Origin of the sequence: Maridesulfovibrio spiralis (SeqCode) (genome assembly GCF_048571135.1) — a bacterium.
In the GTDB taxonomy this organism is placed as follows: Bacteria; Desulfobacterota; Desulfovibrionia; order Desulfovibrionales; family Desulfovibrionaceae; genus Maridesulfovibrio; species Maridesulfovibrio spiralis.
Genome location: NZ_CP182344.1, coordinates 4,170,147 through 4,191,623, shown reverse-complemented (window position 1 = coordinate 4,191,623; position 21,477 = coordinate 4,170,147). Strand labels below are relative to the sequence as shown.

Annotated in this window: 14 protein-coding genes and 1 tRNA gene; 13 read left to right on the top strand and 2 right to left on the bottom strand. The window is 41.9% G+C overall.

All coding sequences use genetic code 11. The annotated features are described in order from the left end of the window. The first annotated feature begins 4 nt into the window (after positions 1-4). From ACNI29_RS18840 to ACNI29_RS18820, 5 genes are all read left to right on the top strand, one after another. Positions 5-2,449, top strand: a complete 2,445-nt coding sequence (locus ACNI29_RS18840; RefSeq protein ID WP_419779903.1) for a PAS domain-containing protein — start codon at positions 5-7, stop codon at positions 2,447-2,449. A gap of 197 nt (positions 2,450-2,646) precedes the next feature. Beyond that, the gene (locus ACNI29_RS18835; RefSeq protein ID WP_419779902.1) at positions 2,647-3,792 is read left to right on the top strand and encodes a DNA-binding transcriptional response regulator; all 1,146 of its coding nucleotides are present in this window, start codon (positions 2,647-2,649) and stop codon (positions 3,790-3,792) included. Further along, entirely contained in the window at positions 3,785-5,032 is a 1,248-nt protein-coding gene (locus ACNI29_RS18830; RefSeq protein WP_419779901.1) for a cyclic di-GMP phosphodiesterase, read from the top strand. The genes ACNI29_RS18835 and ACNI29_RS18830 overlap by 8 nt, the downstream gene beginning before the upstream one ends. Continuing rightward, a complete protein-coding gene (locus ACNI29_RS18825) occupies positions 5,032-5,415 on the top strand; it encodes a bacteriohemerythrin (protein ID WP_419779900.1) in 384 nt (127 codons plus the stop codon). Before ACNI29_RS18830 ends, ACNI29_RS18825 begins: the two co-directional genes overlap by 1 nt. Positions 5,416-5,440: 25 nt before the next feature. Further along, positions 5,441-7,084 carry an ATP-binding protein gene (locus tag ACNI29_RS18820; RefSeq protein WP_419779899.1) on the top strand — a complete coding sequence of 548 codons (1,644 nt, stop codon included), beginning with the start codon at positions 5,441-5,443 and terminating at the stop codon, positions 7,082-7,084. 23 nt (positions 7,085-7,107) lie between these two features. On the opposite strand, the gene ACNI29_RS18815 is transcribed toward ACNI29_RS18820, so the two are convergent. Then, complete coding sequence (locus ACNI29_RS18815; RefSeq protein WP_419779898.1) at positions 7,108-10,008, bottom strand: PAS domain S-box protein; 2,901 nt, start codon at positions 10,006-10,008, stop codon at positions 7,108-7,110. Positions 10,009-10,198: 190 nt separating this feature from the next. On the opposite strand from ACNI29_RS18815, the gene ACNI29_RS18810 reads away from it, so the two are divergent. The 5 genes from ACNI29_RS18810 to ACNI29_RS18790 all read left to right on the top strand — a co-directional run bounded on the left by ACNI29_RS18810 (position 10,199) and on the right by ACNI29_RS18790 (position 16,994). Continuing rightward, entirely contained in the window at positions 10,199-10,618 is a 420-nt protein-coding gene (locus ACNI29_RS18810; protein WP_419779897.1) for a bacteriohemerythrin, read from the top strand. Between the two features lie 66 nt (positions 10,619-10,684). Then, positions 10,685-13,585 carry a PAS domain S-box protein gene (locus ACNI29_RS18805; protein WP_419779896.1) on the top strand — a complete coding sequence of 967 codons (2,901 nt, stop codon included), beginning with the start codon at positions 10,685-10,687 and terminating at the stop codon, positions 13,583-13,585. Continuing rightward, entirely contained in the window at positions 13,575-14,822 is a 1,248-nt protein-coding gene (locus tag ACNI29_RS18800; protein WP_419779895.1) for an HDOD domain-containing protein, read from the top strand. The genes ACNI29_RS18805 and ACNI29_RS18800 overlap by 11 nt, the downstream gene beginning before the upstream one ends. Positions 14,823-14,831: 9 nt before the next feature. Continuing rightward, positions 14,832-15,971 (top strand): HD domain-containing phosphohydrolase, encoded by a 1,140-nt coding sequence (locus ACNI29_RS18795; RefSeq protein ID WP_419779894.1) that lies wholly within the window; start codon positions 14,832-14,834, stop codon positions 15,969-15,971. 9 nt (positions 15,972-15,980) lie between these two features. Then, complete coding sequence (locus ACNI29_RS18790) at positions 15,981-16,994, top strand: HD domain-containing phosphohydrolase (RefSeq protein WP_419779893.1); 1,014 nt, start codon at positions 15,981-15,983, stop codon at positions 16,992-16,994. Positions 16,995-17,232: 238 nt separating this feature from the next. Here ACNI29_RS18790 and ACNI29_RS18785 read toward each other — a convergent pair. Further along, a tRNA-Arg gene (locus ACNI29_RS18785) sits at positions 17,233-17,309 on the bottom strand. A 60-nt stretch (positions 17,310-17,369) separates the two neighbouring features. Here ACNI29_RS18785 and ACNI29_RS18780 point away from each other — a divergent pair. The 3 genes from ACNI29_RS18780 to ACNI29_RS18770 all read left to right on the top strand — a co-directional run bounded on the left by ACNI29_RS18780 (position 17,370) and on the right by ACNI29_RS18770 (position 21,466). Beyond that, positions 17,370-18,584 (top strand): bifunctional folylpolyglutamate synthase/dihydrofolate synthase, encoded by a 1,215-nt coding sequence (locus ACNI29_RS18780; protein WP_419779892.1) that lies wholly within the window; start codon positions 17,370-17,372, stop codon positions 18,582-18,584. Between the two features lie 81 nt (positions 18,585-18,665). Further along, on the top strand, positions 18,666-20,066 hold the full coding sequence (gene selA / locus ACNI29_RS18775) for an L-seryl-tRNA(Sec) selenium transferase (protein ID WP_419779891.1): 1,401 nt from the start codon (positions 18,666-18,668) through the stop codon (positions 20,064-20,066). 5 nt (positions 20,067-20,071) lie between these two features. Further along, on the top strand, positions 20,072-21,466 hold the full coding sequence (locus tag ACNI29_RS18770) for an aminopeptidase (RefSeq protein ID WP_419779890.1): 1,395 nt from the start codon (positions 20,072-20,074) through the stop codon (positions 21,464-21,466). Positions 21,467-21,477 lie beyond the last annotated feature (11 nt).

Below are 21,477 nucleotides of genomic sequence, written 5' to 3'. Positions count from 1 at the left end.
GTGTATGAGAAATAAGTTTATTTGTTATCTGCTGATGCTTTTTGTTTTTATGTTTGGCTTTATATCAATTGTTAATGCAGGTGAATCAGTTCTTTCAAATGAAGAACGTAAATTTCTAAGCCGTAACCCAGTTATAAGTTTGGGTCTGGATAGTCATTGGGAGCCAGTTGTCATAGATGAAGATGGTAAACTGAGTGGGTATGCTGTTGATCTTGTACATGAAGTAAACAAGTTGACCGGGGCAAACTTCGAAGTTGTTGCCGGAGAGTGGGCGAAGGTTCTTCAGCAAGTCAGGGATGGTGAACTTGATGGTATGATGTGCAGTGTTGCTCTTCAGGAAAGAAGTACGGATTTTGTGTTTTCTTCTCCCTATCTTTCAATTGACAGGATGGCAATGATCCTTCGTGGTAATTCTTCGAAGTATAAGAATATTATAAATTTACAAGGAAAGCGCATAGCGTATCAGAAGGGTCTTTTATTTGACAAGAAAATGGCCGAAAAAGTGCAAGGTGCAAAACTGGTTGAAGCAGAATCGGTTGATGAGATGTTACGAAAACTTGCATTTGGTCAGGTTGATGTTGTGTTGGGTAATGCCGGATATATGATCAGGGCTGCTGGTCTTGGTATTACAACGATCGAATTTGCTTTCAATTTGCCTGAAAAAATGGTTTTAGTCGCATCTTTTAAAAAGGATAAATCCATTGCAAGAGATATTTTTAATAAAGGCTTAAGTGCTCTTTCTGCGGGAAAAAAAGCAGAAATCCATAATAGGTGGTTCGGTTCGTCTTATATAGATACTTCAAGTTCTGAAAAATTGTTTCGGATGTACGCGGTTTTGCTGGTTTTTGCGATTATCTTTGGCGGCTGGATAACCTATCTCTTCAGGATAAATAAAAGGCTTAAGTTGGCTCAAGGTAAGGCTCGCAGAAATGAATTGTTGTGGCGTGAGTCTGAACGGCAACTGAAAAGTTTTATAGCCAACCTTCCGGGTGCTGCGTTTATTTGCCAAAATGATAAGGACTGGACAATGGATTTCATAAGTGACCGAATTGAAGATATTTCCGGATATAAGCCAGAGCAGATAATTAATAATGAGCAGCTTTCTTACAATGAGATTATATTTGAAGGCGATAGAAAGAGGGTTCGGGAAATTGTGATGCATGAATTGGCCGTAGGTTCGGCTTATGAGTTAGAGTATAGAATTGTGAGCTCGGATGGAAGCTTGCGTGATGTTTGGGAATCTGGGTGTGGTGTTGTGGAGGATGGCGAAGTTGTAAGACTTGAAGGTCTTATCATTGATATTTCGGAAAGGAAAAAGATTGAAAATGCTTTAAGGGAGAGTGAGACCCGTTTCAGCTATGCTTTTGGTGGAACAAACGACGGTCTGTGGGATTGGAATATCGAGAGTGATAAAATCTATTTAAACCCCAGATGGTACACTATGCTGGGGTATGATTATCTCGAATTTCCTGGGACTTTTGAAAACTGGAAGGCTCTTTGCCATCCAGATGATAAGGATAGGGTTGCGGCTGCTATTAAAGATCATTTACGAGAAGGAACTCCGTTTTCTGTTGAGTTTCGCATGAAAACAAAAAATGACAAGTGGCTCTGGATACTTAGCCGGGGGAGAGCCGTAGAGTTTGATGCGCAGGGTAATCCTGTCCGTATGACTGGAACACACGTTAATATTTCGCCGCGAAAAGAGCTGGAGGAGCAACTGTTGATGTCCAGAAAGCTTGAGTCTATCGGGCAGCTGGCTGCAGGGGTTGCGCATGAAATAAACACGCCAATACAATACATTAAAGCTAATTTAAGATTTATATATGACGTTCTTGCCATGACTGATGATGGTGGGAAGGAAGTTTGTTCTGAAATGAAGGATGCGGCAAAGGAATCAATTTCGGGTATTGATAAAATCAGCAGGATTGTTGGCACTCTTAAAAGGATATCTCATTTGCAGCCGGGAAGTTTGGTACTTGTAGATGTCGTAAGCGTCATAAATGAAGCTGTTCTTGTGAGTAAGAATGTCTGGAAGTACTTTGCTGAAGTCTCTCTCGACCTTCAGGATGAAATGCCAATGCTGTATTGTGATCCCGTCGAGATTGAGCAACTTGTTCTTAATTTAATTGTTAACTCTGCGCATGCTCTTGAGGATAAATATACAGGTACTGGTAAAGTCGGTAATTTGAATATAAAGACCACATTTGATGAACAAAATATTTATCTTGAAGTTTCCGATGATGGGTGTGGAATATCGGAAGAGCATATCTCAAAAGTATATGATCCTTTTTTTACAACGAAAGAACAGGGTAGGGGCACAGGGCAGGGGTTGTCGCTTGTTTATAGTATTGTAAAAAAGTATGATGGATATATTGATATCAGTTCTGAGTACGGTGATGGAACAAAGGTTCGCATAGCTTTTCCCTATAATAATGGAATTGGTCTTTAGGTCATTTGGGTGCGGTTCTGTTTTGCCGTATCGAATGCAAAATGGGCTTGAAGCTTTCATCTCTAAGCGTCTGGACGCTGTTTGCATATCATTGGCGAATTTTCCTTAAAATATAAAAATTGTATTAATTGTTGAAAGTTATGATTAAATTCTGCTATTAAGAAAGTAAGTTTTTTTCAGATATTTAGGAGGACTCCTTGAAGCAGGTTTTAATCATTTCAAACAGCAACACTCTTTCCAGTTTATTAGTAAAGCTACTGCATGAGAAGTATCATGTATTGGTTGCGGAAAATGATTACTCTTCAATCGTGTTGACTATAAGCGATGTTCGGCCTGATGTTGTTGTATTTGAATGTAAGACTTATTCTGACGTTAAAGATAATATTTCAAAAATTCGTTCAAAGTTTATTTCAGCTAATATTGTTTTAATTTCATCATATCTGGATTCTGCAGACCGGGAAGAGATTAAAGATGATAACAATGTTGATCAGATAATTGTCAAGCCGTGCAGCAGGAAATCTATTCTCGCCGCTGTTCAAAGCTCTCCTCAAAGAAAAAAGAGGAATATTGATCAAAAGCTTTTGCACCTTATTGTTGAACTTTATGGTTCAAAAAGCATCCTTTTTCAAAGGAGCTATTCAAGAATTAGTAATTATCTTCAGAGGATGAATTCGCATATAGATTATGATTTGGACTATGTGCACGATCTACTTGCTTACTACTTAAGCATTATGACCACAATGGATGACACTCTTACAATGGATTTATTGTCGGGCAACCATACAAAAAAAGAAGCTACACCTTCCCTAATCAAGCAAATTGACAAGATGGAGGAAATGGCCGGATTTGTGATGGTTGAAATTGATACGAAGCCATTAAGGGAGATGAAATACATAAATAAAAGGTATAACGGAAAAGGTTTGCCTAGCGATGATGTAAAAGAAACGGAAATACCATATGCTTCCCGTTTGCTTAGAGTGCTTTTCGATGCTCATTATCTTGAAGAGAAAGGTAAGAGCCTTGGCGAGTGTATCTTCATTCTGAATAGTCGTAAGGACTGGTATGATAGGGATATTTTGAGTGTTTTTAAAGATTCTTTAGGCGATGAGGCTTCATACTATAATCGTGAAGTTTTTCCATTAGGCTTGCAAAGAGATATGATTATGGCTCAGGATTTATATGGGGTCATAAAAGGTAAGAAGGTTTTACTGATCAAGCAGGGGCAGTCTTTAACTGAAAAGAATATTGATTTTATACACCGACATGCGCATGACATCCTCGATGTTACTGAACCGGTCCTGATCCGGGAAAGTGTTCTTCTTTGTGAGGATGATGATGCTTAAGAAAATTTCTGTCAAAAGACTGCAGGCCGGGATGCATATTCATTTGAAGGATCTGCCCTGGTTTAGTCATCCTTTTTTTCGGTCAAATTTTAAAATTAAAAAGCAGAGTCAGATTAATGATTTAGTAAATGTCGGGTGTGAATTCGTATACTACGATCCTGACAAGAGCGATGCTCATCCTATGGAAGTCGACTCTAAGGTAAAGCCCGTTAAACCTGCTACTGACCATGCTGCCATAAAAGAGAAAAAAGCTTCTGCTCTCAGGAAAAGAAAAGAGGCTTATGTTCAAACGGAAAAAAATTTTTTTGAATCGGCAAAAGAAGCAAACCGTATAATGCAGGGCGTATTGAACGGTCAGGTTTCTTTTTGTGATGAAGCTGAGAAAATGGCTCATAGTTTTGCCGATTTCTTTTTAAGCGATGTAGAAACTACGCTGAACTTAATTAATCTTTCTGCTTCAGACGATGAAGAATTGTATTATCATTCGTTAAATGTTTCGATTCTTTCCTGCATGCTGGGAAAAGAGCTTGAGCTTGAAGATGAAGAAATGAAAGATCTTGCATTCGGTGCGTTGGTCCACGATATAGGCAAGTCCAAAATACCTAAGCGAATAACCTACAAAAAAGGCCCTCTAACAGCTCCTGAATACAATTTATATAAAATGCACCCTTTGTTCGGGGTCGGGCTTCTCTCAGGGATGAAGTCGGTTACTCGTGGAGTAATGAGGGTCGTATACCATCACCATATATATGAAGATGGCAAGGGATACCCTGCACAGATTCCTTATGAGAATTTAGGCCTTCTGCCAAAAATTGTCTCTACAACAGATATTTATGACAATCTTATTAACAAGAGAGATCATACCAAGTCTTTGACCCCTCATCAGGCTCTGGCACTTATGTTTAAGTCTTATGGTAAGAAGCTGGATGATCAGATTTTATCTGTATTTATCAGGATGCTGGGAGTTTATCCGCCCGGTTCTCTGTGTGAACTTGATTCAGGCGAAATTGCTATGGTGGTCAGTATCGGCGAAAATCCGTTGCTTCCGGAGGTTGTTATCTGTGACCTTAATGTCCCTAAGCATGAGGCGATGATATTGAGGTTGGGGACAGATCTTGATTCGAGAGTGGAGCGGGTGCTTTCGCCGAAAGAATTAACCAAGGATCAAATGAACTATCTGGCTCCTAAAGCCAAGATAGGATATTATGCAGATACCAAAAAGAATCCCAAGGATAATTAATGGATAAGATAGTCTGGGATAAAAAATATTCTGTCGGAAATGCTGAAATAGACGAACAGCATAAAAAATTGTTCGAAATTCTTAATCGCTGCGCCGTTGCAGAAAAACGCTCCAGCTCAAAGTATCTCGTGATTGTCCGAGAATTGTTGAACTATTGTCAGGAGCATTTCAGGCTGGAAGAGCAATTGATGCTTGAGGTAAATTATCCGGATATGGCTAGCCATGTAGCTGAGCATAAAAAAATACTCAATGCTGTCGAGACGTTGGTTGAAAAACTCTATGCCGGCGAACAAATTGACAGTGATGTTATCGATCGTTTTGTGGCTTCATGGGTGAAAAAACATATAATTACTAAAGATTTACCGCTGAAGAAATATTTATAGTTTTAAGGAAAAGTGTTGGTGAATTATGCATGAATTGGCGATTTATCTCAAAGAGAATGAGTCAGAATTGATGGAAAGGATTCTTCATTATGCCAAAATTCAAGGTTATGCAGAATATACCTCTACACTTCTTGAAGCATGGCGGGTGTCCATCGTTGGCCTGTCGGATGCCATTATTCAGGGTTTGGATATTGCTGAGAATAAGTTGCCTGAGTTTTCACCGGAAGATCGGTTCGAAAACAGTTTAATTGCAGATTTTGGGATTAAGGAGGCTCGTCTTCACCGTAAACGTGGCATCAGTCTGCAGATGTTTCTAGGATTGTATAAATACTACAGGTATGTTTTTGAAGAAGTGGTCATGGAGATGGATGTAGCGGATACGCAAAGGGAATTTTATAAAAAGTTCGTGGAAAGAGTCTTTGACTTGATTGAGATAGCTTTCTGTTCAGAGTGGTCCGGTTTGAATTCGGATAATGTAATTTTAGAGCTTCAGCATTCGAACAGGGAGATGACTAACGAAAAGAATAAGTACCTGACCCTCTTTGAAAGTATAAGTGTCCCTGTCTTTCTTGTTGATGCCCATGGAAACGTTGGCAATCTCAATTACGCCGCGGCTGTACTACTTGGAATAGAGACAAGCTCTGGTGCTGGTTATTACGGTGATGATTATGTAAAAGAACATTTGCCCATTGGTAAAAAGATTACCTCTATATTGCCCTGGCTTTCTATAGAGAGTAATGAATTTTTAACTGGTGATTTGCCTAAAAGAAGTTTTGAAAAAAATGTTTTTATCGGAGGTAAAGCTAGTTATTTTATGATTCATTTTGCCAGGATGAAAGATGTGAGTGGCAAATTTGAAGGCGGTATATTTATTGTTCAGGATATAACCAACCGAAAGGACATTGAATTCCAGTTGGCTCAAGCGCGCAAGATGGAGAGTGTTGGTCAGCTGGCTTCAGGTATCGCGCATGAAATTAATACCCCGATCCATTTTGTTGGCCATAATCTCGATTTTATCGAAGAGAGTCTTTCATCTCTCCTGTCGGGGAAAGGTAAAGATTTATCTCTTGCAAGTGATGATTTGCAATATCTGAAGCAAGAGCTTCCTTCTGTCATTAAAGAGTCGAAAGACGGAATTAGGCGGGTTTCAAGAATTGTTAAAGCATTTAATAAGTTTGCTCATCCTGAACACGCAGATAAGAGCGTTGTTAAACTGAATGAAATAATTGCTAACGTCATTGAAATTACCAGAAATGAGTGGAAGCATGTTGCTGAAATAACAAAAGACTACGACCCCAATCTGCTATTGGTTGACGCAATTTATAGTGAATTGAATCAAATTATTTTGAACATTTTGATGAATGCCATTCATGCTGTTCGGGCAAAGTTTGGTGAGAATCATTTGGGTGAAATATCAGTGCGTACCCAAAATATTGGAAGGTTTGTTGAGGTTGCTATCAAAGACAATGGGTGTGGGATTACTGAAGATATCCAGCATCGAATTTATGATCCGTTTTTTACGACCAAGGATATTGGAGAAGGGACAGGGCAAGGGCTTTATATAGTCCACACATTAACCACCAAGAATGGTGGTGAAATTCGGTATTCTTCTGAAAAAGATGTAGGCACTACCTTTTTCATCCATTTCCCGGCTCACAATAAAAATTAGTCATAACTTATGGCTGTGCCGACCTACGTTGGTAGCTTGATAGTCAAAGTTGTTCCTTCGCCTTCTTTTGAATCAATCTGAATACTTCCACTATGGGCAGTAACAATTACATTATGCGTTATTGCGAGTCCTTGTCCTGTTCCTTTGCCTACTTGTTTGGTGGTGAAGAAAGGATCGAATGCCCTCTCTATGACTGATTGCGACATCCCACAGCCGTTATCTTTAATTTTCAATACAACGGAATCTTCTTCCAGAAAAGTGGAAATAGCTATAGTCCCTTTGTCTTGTTGTTTTTTTTCTTCAATTGCATGAGCACTGTTGACTATCAAATTGAGGACAACCTGCCCCATTTCCCCTTTTAAGCAGGGTATTTCCGGTAAGTCCGGCTCTAAGTCAAGCTCGATGTCAGCGATATATTTCCATTCGTTGGCAGATACAGTTACAGCATCATTGATTATTTCATTCAGGCTGTAATACCCTTTTCGGGTTTCTCCTGGATGGGCCAATTGCCTGACTGATTTTACTATTTCAGATATACGCCTTAAACCTTCCTCTGATTCATTGATGGCGTTGGGAATGTCTTCAGCTAAGTACGAGATGTTGTCATCGTCTATCATTTGATTCAGGTCAGCAGCGAGTTCTTCAATAGAGCTGTTATTTAAATTGGATCTTATGTTTTTGATTTTATTCAAGTTTTCAATTAGTTCGCCAAAGCTCTCGTCAAGAAATTTGATGTTGGTTGTTACGTACTGTGTTGGCGTGTTGATTTCATGGGCTATCCCTGCTGCAAGCTCGCCTATGGATTCAAGTTTCTGGGCTTGTCTGAGTTGGGCTTCCACCATTAATTGCTGGCTTATATCTTTGGCTACGCCGACAAAGCTGACAATTTGACCATTTTCATTTTTAACCGGTGTGATTGTTGCTTCCTGAGTGTATCTTTTCCCGCTCTTGGTATGGTTGATGAATCTGCCGGTCCAGGTTTTGCCTTGAGTGATTTTTACCCACATCTCAGTATAAAAATAATCGTCGTGTTCGCCACTTTTCAGAATGCTGGGATTCATGCCGATTGCTTCCGCTGCACTGTATCCCGTGATTCTTTCAAAAGCCGGATTGACATACTCGATGATTCCAGATGTGTCCGTTATGATAATTGCTTCTGCTGCCTGATGAATTGCTGTACTGAGCCTGCGGTGTTCCTGCTGCGCCTCTTTAACATTGGTGATATCTGTTATGGTTATGACGTATCCCGTCATCGTGTGGTTGTCTTCCAGTTCAACGAGCTGGCCCAATACCCATCGGGGTTGACCGTTCTTTCTTATGATTCTGAATTCAGCCTTGTTTGAGAGAGCCGGAACAGTCTTGTACCAGTTGTTTTCGAGTTCAGTCTGGTCTTCAGGATGGATCTTTTTTGTCCAGCTTTCAGACATAAGTTCTTCGCGTGTTGATTCGCAGATCTTGACCATGCGTTTGTTGACATATTGAATCTCGCCATGCGTATCTGTAATCATGATTCCTACCGGAGAAGCTTTGGCTATGCCTTTGAATCGCCTTTCGCTTTCTGCCAGCTCATGTTCCACAGTTTTGCGGGCGGAGATGTCTTCAAGCGTGGCGATAACTTCATATGGTGGCTCATGGCTTTTAACAGGGTTGAATACCGCCCTTAAGTAGGTTGTTTTTTGGCCTGTAATGGAGGTGTATACCCCCTCGAACGAGGAAAACCGACCATGAATGGATTTTTTTAGAGCATTTTGCATGTCAGGGTAGCTTTTTTCGGCTGTATTGAAGCCGATTATTTTGTTTCTGGGTGCACCCATCAAGTCTAAAAAAGTGTCATTACAGTCTGAAATTTCACCGTTGTTTTTAAAATACACCATAGCTAGCGGGGCATTTTCAAATATGTTTCGATATCTTGATTCGCTCTCTTTGAGTTTTTCAAGGGCGTTATACTTAGCTGTGATATCGTTACCTATGCAGAGTAAGCTCTTGGGGGTTCCGTCTGGATTATGGGTGGTTCTAATTCTCCAAGCAAGCCAAACAATGTTTCCTTCCTTAATGCAGGGGCGTTCATATGGCCCACCATCTGGGCCAAAAAAGCGGATTGCAGAGTGGATGGATGGAGTTTCTCCTGTGTCAGGCTTTAAATCTCCTGAGAGAATAGCCAGAAGCGGCTCTCCGATGAGTCCAGAGTTCTCCTGTGCAAGAATAGTTGTTGCAAAACTATTGGCAAAGCTTATTAAGCCTTTTTCGTTAACTCGTATAATCAGTGAATTGGCATTTTCAACCAATTCACGGTATTCATGTTTGCTTTTTTCCATTTTTTTAAAAAATGGATCACTGAAAAAGTGAAGTACTGTGATGCTTATTGCAAACAGCAGGATTCCAATCGCAAAAATTTCAATGCTGACGATGATAAATGGTTTTTGTATGTCTACGAGGTCTATTTTAGCAACCATGCCCAGTTTTAAGCCGGCTCCTGAAACACAAGTATATGCAGCAAGGACTTTTTGTCCCTCATAGTCCAGACCGATAATTGTTCCTGAATCACCTTCCAGAGCTTTTTGCATTGGAAGTGCTCTAGGGTCTCCGAACGTTATTTTGTTCAATGGGCTTTCATTTTTTACCCTTTGCCCGTTTACAACTAAAAAGTTAATCAAGTTGTTGTTTTTTACAGCCATGGTGAATTCACCGCTATTGCTGTTAACTGTGAATTTCTGTTGGGCGTTTGCCAGATGGTTCAAGGCGTATTCAAGGTTAAGGGTGTCTTTGTCCCTTTTTGCGTCAGGGGAATGGTAATTTATAAATTCTTTGGCAAGGCTGGCTTGGCTGACTACGAGGTCATTTAATCTGTTTCTTTGTTCAGTCAGGAAGGTTTGGTAAAGCATATAAGATTGTATGCCGGAAACCAGAAGAGTAAGAGTAGCCATGATACTGGCGAGAATAATGAAATTCAGTTTGTTTTTCCACATATAGAACTTTCTTATTTGTTTCAAATTATGAACTTTTTATTCCAGAAAATAAAAATTGATGCTAATTTTTAGATAACATCATAGACGCGATTCGCAAAGCTAAACCTTACACAAGATTCAGTACTCATTGCCTACACACGGAGGTGGGATGAAGAGATTGGAGTGGTCTGATAAACTTAACCTAGGTGTGCCTCAGATTGATAATCAGCATAAGGAGTTGATCCGACTTGTAAATGGTTTGATCAGTGCCGTCTCATTGGATCGCCCTGAAAAAACCATCAAGAATGTGCTTAAAAAACTTCGTGAATATACAGTATTTCATTTCAATTCAGAAGAAGTGTTTATGGATAGTATTGGCTATGATAATTTAAACAAGCATGTTGCCGAGCATATAGACTTGAAGAAAAAAGTTAAAGAATTTCAGCGTTCTATATATAAAGGCGAAAGTGTTGAAGTGATGACATTACTTGATTTTTTGAAGCCATGGCTTTTGAATCATATTCTTGAGTCCGACCGTGAAATTGCTGCGTTTATTAAAAGGGAGAAAATTTCATTGGAGCACTTTTGATTGAAGAAGCCTGCATGGATCGTAAATTAGAGATCAAGGAAGAAATTTGTTAAAGGTTAGCTAATCATGCGAAAAGAAATTGAAAAATCTAGAGATGAGCTGAAAGCTGAAGTTCAAAGGCTACAGCAGAGAGTTCACGAGCTTCAGTCAAAGCAGGCATTGCTCAGCAGTGACTTGTGTTCTTCTTCAGAGGAGATTCACAAAATAGCTATTGATAGTCTTATTGAGGGTGTATGGATTATTAATAAAGATGCTAATACTGTGTTCGTAAATGGAGCCATGGCGGATATTCTCGGATATACTACTGAAGAAATGTTGGGCAGACATTTATTCGATTTTATGAATGATGATGTTGTTGAACAATGTAAGAAGTATATAGAAAAGAGAAAAGTAGGTATTAAGGAAGTTCATGATTTCGTTTTTATGCATAAAAAAGGTTTTCAAGTTTACTGTAGGATATCGACTTATCCTGTTAATAGTCCAGATGGGTCATATTTAGGAGCTGTTGCTACTATTGTAGATGTTAGCGACATCCATATTTTGCAGGAAAGGTTGCATTCTGAATTTGATAATGCTCCTGTCGGTATAGTGCATATGGATCTCTCGGGGAATATCTTACGTGTGAATAAAGCCTTTTCAGCCATGATGTCTTTTTCTGCAAAAGAATTAGTTAATATGAGTTTTCTCGATATTACACATCCGGATGACCGCGAAGAGTGCAGAGCACATAAAGAGAGTGTACTAAATGAAACCACTGCTAAGAAATTGATCAAGCGGCATATAACTAAGGATCAACGCATTATCTGGCTTGAGGTCTCTTTTTCAGTTGAAAGAGACGAACATGAAATCCCAGAGTATATAGTTGTTTTTGTCGAGGATATTACAGCACAAAAGAGGTCAGAGCAGGTTCTGGGAGCAAGGTTGCATCTAATGAATTATGCTGCCGGTAATTCGCTGGGAGATTTGTTGGTTGAAACTGCAAATACCATAGAAAAATTAACAGAAAGCAAGATCAGTTTTTTCCATTTGTTTGAAGATGATGAAGAGTTAGTTGATTTGCAGAGGTGGTCGACCAGAACTACATCCGAGTTTTGCAAAATCGAAGTTATTGAAAAGAATTACCCTTTATGTGCAGCCGGAATATGGGCGGATTCCATACATAGCAGAAAGACAGTTGTCCACAATGATCTAAAGGTGCAGAAGAAAATGCGCTTTCCTGACGGGCATCCTGTGCTGATCAGGGAAATGACGACTCCGGTAATACGAAATGAGCGTGTTGTCGCGGTCTTAGGTGTTGGTAATAAGATTATTGAGTATTCTGATGAGGATGTTTCTCTTATAGAACTTCTCGCGGATTTTGCTTGGGATATTGCAGAGCGCAAAAAGAATGAAGAAAAATTAAGACTGAGCGAGCAGCGGTTTAAGAAATATTTTGATTTGGGTCTTGTGGGGATGGCCGTTCTTAATGCGGATGGCAGCTGGCAGTATTATAACAACCGTCTGTGTGAAATTTTAGGATATTCTTACGAAGAATTATCTGAAGTAAGCTGGCAGGATATTACTCATTATGAAGATATTGAGGAAAACAGAAGATTAATGGATTCCTTAAGGAATGGATTAATCGATAATTATTCATTGGAAAAGAGGTATTTAAGAAAAGATGGAGCCATTCTTCATGTTGCGGTCTATGCTACTTGTACTCGTAAGGAGGATGGGTCCTTAGAATATGTCATGGGCCATATTCTTGATGTGACTGAGAGTGTTAAAGCAAAAGAACAGTTGCAGGAGTCAAAGGATATTCAGGATAAGATTCTTACAGGAATCAAGGCCGGAATCATGATTATTGATCCTGAAACTCGGGTTGTTGAATTCATAAATTCAGTTGCGTTGGATATATTTGATGTCAGTGAAGAGGATGTTTTAGGTAAGACTTGTGATGTTTTTCGCTGGAAAAAAGCTGATGGTCATTTGTTTACGCATTGCCCTGCAAGGGAAAAGTCGTTTTTTGGTATGCAGCTTAGGGCTAGAAAATTATCCGGACATACAATACCTATTTCTAAAACTGTTATTTCTGCATCTTATGAAGGTAAAACAAAGTTTGTTGAAATAGTCTTCGATATATCTGAACAGAAAGATTTGGAAAGAAGGCTTTCCTTGGCTCAGAAGATGGAGGCTCTTGGTAATTTGTCTGCTGGTATAGCCCATGAAATCAATACCCCGGCGCAATATCTTGGTGATAATATAAAATTCCTCAATGAAAGTTTTGATGTAGTATTGAATGCGATCATGAATGTAAAGAATAAGTGTAGAGTCAAAAAAGGTTGTGAATTGTTTAAAAATGATATTTTTAACAGTGACATGGAATATTTCATGGAAGAAATTCCGACAGCTTTGGAGCAGTCGGAAGATGGCGTGAATAGGATTATAAGCATTGTTAAGGCTATGAAGGTTTTTGCTCACCCTGCAGTAGAATCATTCCAAAGTGTCGATATCAATGCCATATTACTCAATACAGTCACTGTCTGTAGAAATGAATGGAAATATAATTCCGAAGTTGTATTTGATCTTGATCATAATTTACCCACCGTTCCCTGTTATGCTAATGATATAAGCCAAGTCTTTCTAAATGTTATAGTTAATTCAGCCCATACAAATTCAAACAAATATGCATCTGGCAATGAACTTGGGTTGATAACTATCCGAAGTTTTGTGGAAAATGGTTATGCTGTCATTGAGGTTGAAGATACCGGAGAAGGTATCGCGGATGAAAATTTGGATAAGGTTTTTAATCCATTTTTCACAACAAAAGATGTGGGTAAGGGTACAGGGCAGGGTTTAACACTCTGTTATTCTATAGTTAATAAAAAACATAAAGGCAGCATTGCTTTTACCAGTAACTATGGTGAAGGCACGACTTGCAGGATCAAGCTCCCATTAAAAGTTACTGAGGTTTCTTATGAGCAATAAAGTCAGAGTTCTTTTTGTAGATGACGAGCCAAATGTGTTGGCGGCTATTCGGCGTATGTTGCGCTCCAAGCATAAAGAGTGGGAGATGGCCTTCGCAGAATCAGGTGAAGATGCACTTGTCTTATTTGAGAAACATTCTTTTGATGTCATAGTTTCTGATATTCGTATGCCGAAAATGGATGGGGCCGAGCTTTTGCAGAAGGTAAAAGATGCATATCCCAGTACTATACGTATTGCTTTGTCCGGCCAAGTGGGGCTTAATGAAGTTGTGCGCAGTATACGCGCTGTGCATCAGTATATCTCAAAGCCCTGTGATGCAGAGGATCTTATTGAAAAGATTGAAAGTGCCTTGAAATCACGTAAGATTTTAAATGATCCTATGATGCAGGAACTTGTGACTGAGATTGATGCGCTTCCTGTTATTCCTAATGTTTTCAAGGAAATTGAGGAAGAACTGAGAGCTCCGGAACCATCTATCAACAAAGTTGCTGATCTGATTTCCATGGATGTCGGTCTGGTGGCTAAAACACTTAAGCTGATAAATTCACCATACTTCGGTTTACCCTCACAGATTGATTCTATTTTTCAGGCTATTACTATGCTTGGTCTGGACACGATTAAGGCTCTTGTTCTCGGAACACATCTTTTCTCCATGTATGATGAGAACTTGCTTCCTAATTTTTCTCTAAGCATGCTTTGGGAACACAGTTTCAGGGTTTCCAATATTGCTCGACTTATTGCAGAGTATGAAGGAATGTCCAGGGACCAAGTAGTTCAGGCGCGTATGACAGGACTTTTACATGATGTAGGAAAATTGGTTTTAGCAAATAGTTTTCCTGAAAGGTATAAGAGGGTTCTGGACAATGTTTCTGATGTAAAAAGAACTATATATGATTGCGAACAGGAAGAATTCGGGACTACCCATGCTGAAATTGGAGCCTTTTTGATGGGGCTATGGGGGATGCCGGGTGATCTTGTACATGGCATTGGTTACCACCATTCTTATGATTTGTATGACCTTAGTTCCCCCATGCTTGTCTCAGTTGCAGACCTGATAGATCTCCATTGTGTTGTGATTAATGAAGAGTATATTCGTCCATCAATCCCGATAGAACTCACGGTCCATAGTGGGGCAGATAAAATTAAAGAGTGGGTTTTACATGTTTCCGAGAACTGGCAGGGAGTTGTTGAATTTAATGTTCTTGATTCGGATATGCTGGAGCAGTTGAGGAAATAAGGAGCGGAAATGAAGCCAAGCATTTTACTTGTCGATGACGAACCGAATGTACTGTCGGCCTTAAAACGACAGTTGAGGTCCGATTTTGACGTATATACAGAAACAGATCCTGAAATGGCTTTAATTGAACTTGGACAACGTAAACCGTTTGCCGTTGTTGTTTCCGACTACAGAATGCCTCAGATGAATGGTATTGAATTTTTGAAACGTGTCAAAGAAATCTGTCCGGAAACAACCAGAATGATTTTGACCGGATATGCTGATCTGGAAAATGCTATAAGCGCGGTTAATGATGGTCATGTTTTCAGGTTTCTTACTAAACCGTGCGACAGCGTAGTCTTGATTGAAAATATTAAAGAAGCGGTTAACCAGTATGATCTTGTTACCGGTAGAAGGATATTGCTTGAGAAGACCCTCAAGGGTAGCGTGGAGTTGCTTACTGAGATTACTACTCTTGTCAATCCAGAAGCCGGAGCAAGGATAAACAGAGTTCGTCGATACGTTAAGTATTTAGCTAAAAAGAAAAAAGTTAAGGATCTGTGGCGGTATGACATCGCGACCATGCTTTCTCAGCTTGGAACGCTGATACTTCCTCCGGGAACTTTGGATATTCTTATCTCAGGAGATGAGCTGACTTTGGAGCAGGCCCAGATTTTTGAAATGCACCCGGTTGTCGCAAGTAGCCTTATTTCCAAATTACCTAAACTTGAAACCATAGCAGAGATGATAGCCTATCAACTTAAAGGTTTTGACGGTTCCGGTACGCCGAGAGATAAAGTTGAGGGAGAGGCTATTCCTCTTGGAGGCAGAATTCTTCGTGTAGCTCTTGATTATGATCTTTATTTAAATCTGTACAACAATCCCAGACAGGCTTTTGCAAAAATGGAAGAGCAGGTTCAAGTTTATGACCCTGAACTTCTATATTATCTTGAAGGTATGCTTGGTGTTGAAGCCCGTTATGAAGTTAAAGTTCTTCGTAGAAATGAATTACAATCGGGTATGATTTTATACGAAGACATAGTTTCAGCAAAAGGAGCTTTGTTACTGCGTAAAAGCCTTGAGCTTGATAAGGACAAAATAGATAGAATACAGATGTTTGCTGATAAGGTCGGTATTGTTGAGCCGATAAGTGTTTTAGTGCCTAATTAAGGGGATTTTATGTTTGGTAATTACAAAAGTGAAAAGATTCTCCTAGTTGATGACGAACCGAATGTCTTGACCAGTTACACTAGAGTTCTCAGTAAATGGTTTACTATTCAGACTGCGTTGGGAGGGCAGGAGGCACTTGATATATTGAATAGTAAAGGACCGTTTACTGTGATTGTCTCAGATGTGAAAATGCCGGGTATGACCGGGGTTGAACTTTTGGAAAAGGTTCGTGATCTATATCCGGATACCGTACGAATGGTTTTGACCGGTTTTGCTGACTTGCAGACCGCAATTGATGCTGTCAACAAAGGAGATATTTTCAGGTTTTTGACCAAGCCTTGCGAGACTGAAGATTTGATTGGTGCTATAGTTGCGGGGATTCAGCATCATCAAATGGTTAGGGATTCTCGTGAGTTCGCAGCTATGCGCCGCCTCAAGGAAGGTTTGCAGGGTACTTTAACGGCGTTTACGCGTCTTGTAGAGTTTCGTGATCCATACACAGCAGGGCATATGGAACGCACTGCTCGTCTTTCGGTTAAAATTGCCAGCAGTCTGGGTATGGATGAGAATACGATTGAGGGACTCCGGTTGGCAGCTCTGGTGCATGATATCGGCAAAATTGCTGTTCCGGCAGGTATTTTGAATAAACCGGGCACATTAAGTGAAGCAGAGTTCTCAATTATCAAAACCCACCCAATGGTTGGTGCAGAAATATTCAAAACTATGAAAACTCAATGGCCGATACAGAGAATTATACGCGAACATCACGAAAGAGTGGATGGTTCCGGTTATCCCTATGGGCTTAAAGATGATGAGATATTGCAAGAGTCGAAGGTTTTAGCAATTGCCGATTTCATCGATGCGGTCCTTACTGACAGGCCTTATCGCAGAGGTTTAAGCGAACAGAAGGTGCTATCTTTGCTCGCGCAGGATAGGGGGGTGAAATTTGATTCAGATGCAGTTGATGTTGGTGTGTCATTGATTGAGTCCGGGGCGATTGATAACGGACTTAAAGTTCTGTAGTCCAACAAGTGAAGTTAATTAATGACTCTGGTGGGGTGTACTGAACTGGTTGCGCTTCACTGGGTATGCCAACTTTTCCCTTGAACGAACCTCACCAACTGTGTAGTCCTCACTTTTTGAATCCAGACGAAGGACTTCATTTTATGGACTTTTATCAATTATCATCTCATATGTGGAATAAGCAGATCCCAAAAGAAAAAGGGTTACAAACTTTCGTTTGTAACCCTGTGATTTCTAATGGCGGGGCAGGAAGGATTCGAACCCTCGGCCAACGGCTTAGAAGGCCGTTGCTCTATCCAACTGAGCTACTGCCCCGCGAGAGATGCATATGTATATAAACCGTACTTGGCGGTCAAGCAAAAAATGGAAAAAGTTTTGAAATTTAAAAATTTTGTTGAATTTAGCAGTTATCTGGATGATCTGGGGCTCTTTCATATGGATTTGAGTCTAGATAGGATGGAAGAATTTGTACGCAACTGGGGAGGTAAGGAGAGTTTTCCTGTGATCCATGTGGTCGGGACTAATGGAAAAGGGTCGACCTCTTCATATTTAACCTCGATTGCCAGCGAATACGGTCTCAAGGTCGGGACATTTACCTCGCCGCATTTTGTTACTCCCCGAGAGCGGATTACGATTAATGGTTCCATGCTTTCTGGGGGTGAGTGGTGCTCCATTGCCAATCAGGTTATGGAAACTGCACCTGATGCAGGATTGACATATTTTGAGTTGTTGACCTGTATGGCGCTGGTGGCTTTTAAAAACAACAGGGTTGATCTGGCGGTTATGGAAGCCGGGCTTGGCGGGCGTTTTGACGCGACCAATACAGTTGATCCCGACCTGACGGTATTCACTCCTATCGGGCTGGACCATGAGAAAGTGCTTGGCTCAACCATTGATCTCATTGCGGCGGATAAAGCTGACGCGATGCGCGAAAATGGAATTGCTATCACTGCCGTACAGGTTGCAGAGGCGGAAGCTGTTCTTAAGCGGCGCGCAGCTGAATTGGGTTGCAAACTATACTCTATTGATGAATTTGGTACGGTTGCGGACCTCAAACCATCTTTAGTCGGGGAGCACCAGAAGCAAAATGCGCAGCTTGCGGCGGGCGCGTGGAAGTTGTTCTGTGAAAAGGCTGATTTAAAATTTGATGAAGACAAGGTTCGCGAAGGAGTTGCCAAAGGTTTTATTGCCGGACGGTTGCAGATTGTTAATGCTGGGCGGACTTTCATCCTTGATGGCGCGCACAATACCCATGCTTTCGATGCACTTGAAGCCGAACTTAAGCGTTCAGGTCTTAAGCCGGATGCGATAGTTTTCGCTTGTATGAGGGATAAGAATCTTGATCCGGTTAAAGAAACCCTGTTCCGGTTGACCGACGGTCCGGTTATCGCTTGTGGAATCAAAGATAATGAACGGGCTTATCCATTTGCAGATCTGGCTGCGGTCCTCGGTGAGCGGGCAAAAGCAGCTGAGGATATTGACGAAGCTCTTGCGATGCTTAATTCCGGTGATAGAACAGTTCTAATTTGCGGGTCCTTGTATTTGCTGGCAGCTTTTTATACAAGATATCCAGAATTTTTGGAAAAGTAGCTCCCGGCAGCCCTCCGGGAGTCATTGTTTGATTGGATGTGTTTTTCAGACAGTGGGCGTAATTCGTTATTGGAGATTAATTTGTCTAATCTTTTTAAATATCTGCCTTCGGTTGATTCTGTTCTTACCCGTCTTGAAGAAGAAGGTGTAATCGACGGATTGCCGAGGACCCTTTCCCGTGATCTGGTTAACGGCTTTCTTGATGTCTGCCGTGAGGAAATCAAGGGCGGGATTATTACCGAGGAAAAACAGCTTTCCCCTGAAACTCTTTTCCCGCGCCTGACCTGCCACGTGCGGGCCGGAGCAAAGCCGCATTTCCGGCGGGTGCTGAACGGGACCGGAGTGGTTGTGCATACCAATCTCGGGCGTTCTTTGCTGGCTGAAAGTGCTGTGAAGGCGGTGACTGAAGCCTGCGCATGCTATTCCAACCTTGAGTTTGATCTCAATACCGGGGAGCGGGGCAGCCGCTATAGCCATGTGGAAAAGCTGATCTGCCAAATTACCGGGGCCGAAGCCGCTCTGGTGGTCAACAATAATGCCTCGGCGGTGTTGATCACCCTTGAGACTCTTGCCAAGGGTCGTGAGGCAATTGTTTCACGTGGTCAGCTGGTTGAGATCGGCGGTTCGTTTCGAATCCCGGACGTGATGACCAAGAGTGGGGCTTTTCTGCGTGAGGTCGGAGCCACCAACCGTACCCATCTGCATGACTATGAAAATGCTATCAACGAGGAAACCGCGCTGCTCATGAAGGTGCATACCTCCAATTTCCGGGTGATCGGTTTTACTAAGGAAGTTTCCGGTGGCGAGCTTGCAGAGCTTGGTCGTAAACACGATCTTCCGGTCTATGAAGACCTCGGCAGCGGTAACCTGACCAATTTTTCAGGGCTTGGACTCATGCGCGAACCCACAGTACAGGAAGTGGTTGCCGAAGATGTGGACGTGGTTTCCTTTTCCGGAGACAAGGTTCTCGGTGGACCGCAGGCGGGTATCATTGTCGGTAAGAAGAAATTTATCGACATGATCAAGAAGAATCCGCTTAACCGGGCTGTGCGTATCGATAAGATGACACTGGCCGCCCTTGAGGCGACCCTGCGTCTTTATCTCGACCCCGAAACAGCCAAGCGTGAAGTCCCCACGGTACGCATGATTACCGAGAAACCGGAAAATCTCAAAAAGCAGGCTCAGTCTTTGGCGCGCACCCTGCGCCGTGAACTTGGCGAATCTGCGAAAATCGTTGTTTGTGAGGGTGTTTCCCGTGTCGGGGGCGGCGCATTTCCAGAACAGGATTTAAAGACTTTTCTGGTAACTATAGTACCAAATGTTAAAGTAACGGTTGAAGAACTTAAAGAAAGTCTTCTTTCGACCGAGCCGCCGCTGGTAGGACGCATTGAAGAAGATGCCTTCTGTCTTGATCCGCGTACGCTCACCCGCGAAGAATACAAGCTTTGTGCTGAAGCAATATCTCAAGTTTTGAAAGGATAATTATTATGAATAAATCACTTGAACATGATCCGAAAAGTTGTTGGGAAATTTTTAAAGACGAAGAACACCAGCAGGGCATGGATGACCTTGCCGCCCGTTACATTGATTTTTTAACCCGTTGCAAGACTGAGCGTGAGACGATCAAATACGTGGAAGAAAAACTGCGTGAAGCCGGATTCGCCGACTATCTTGGAGCTGACCAGTGCTTCCGTTCTTTCCGCGACAAGACAATATTTATTGCCCGCAAAGGTCAGAAGCCTCTGTCTCAGGGCTTCCGCTTGGTTGGTGCGCATGCCGATACCCCGCGTCTCGACCTGAAGCAGCATCCCCTGTATGAAGATCTCGGTATGTCTATGGCCAAGACCCACTATTACGGCGGTATCCGCAAGTACCAGTGGCTGGCGCGCCCCCTTTCGCTGCATGGTGTAGTTGTAAAAGCGGACGGAACCAAGGTTGATGTTGTGATTGGGGAAGATTTGGATGATCCGGTTCTTTCCATCCTCGATCTGTTGCCGCATCTTGCCTACAAGCAGGTCACCAAGAATGTTACCGATGCTTTTGAAGCTGAAAAGTTGAATATCCTCATGGGGCATTCCCTGTCTTTTACCAAAGACGAGGAAACTGAGGACGGCGAAGAGAAGAACGGCAAGCCTTCCGTGAAGCGCAAAGTGCTGGAGCTGCTCAACGAAAAATACGGCATTGTTGAGGAAGATCTTTTCAGTGCTGAACTGCATATCGTTCCGGCTGGTCCGGCCCGTTACGTCGGCTTGGATAAGTCTGTTGTCGGCGGTTACGGACAGGATGACCGGTCCTGCGTTTTCCTCGCACTGGAAGCTTTCCTTAATGCTCCCGAGCCTGAGCATGCGCAGATTGTGCTTTTCTACGACAAGGAAGAAGTCGGTTCCGAAGGTTCCACCGGTGCCAAGTCGCTTTTCTTTGAATACTGCCTCGAAGATATCATCGAAGCATGGGAACCCAATGCCAAGATGTCACGGGTGATGATGGCCGGTAAGGCTCTCTCAACTGACGTACATGCGGCAATTGATCCCGACTATCAGGATGTGCATGAAAAGCTGAACTCAGCTTATCTCGGATACGGACCCAGCTTCAGTAAATTTACCGGACATCGTGGTAAGGTCGGCGCAAACGATGCCCATCCCGAATTTGTGGCATGGCTGCGCAACATCCTTAACGAGGCCGGAGTTCCCTGGCAGATGGCAGAACTCGGCAAGGTCGATCTCGGTGGCGGTGGAACTGTTGCCAAATTCCTCGCCCTTTACGGTATGGATGTAATTGATTTCGGACCTCCGGTATTGTCCATGCACAGCCCGTTCGAATTGACCAGTAAGGCCGACCTCTACGCAACAGAGTTGGCATTTCGTACTTTCTTGAAGAATTAGGAAGGGAGCAT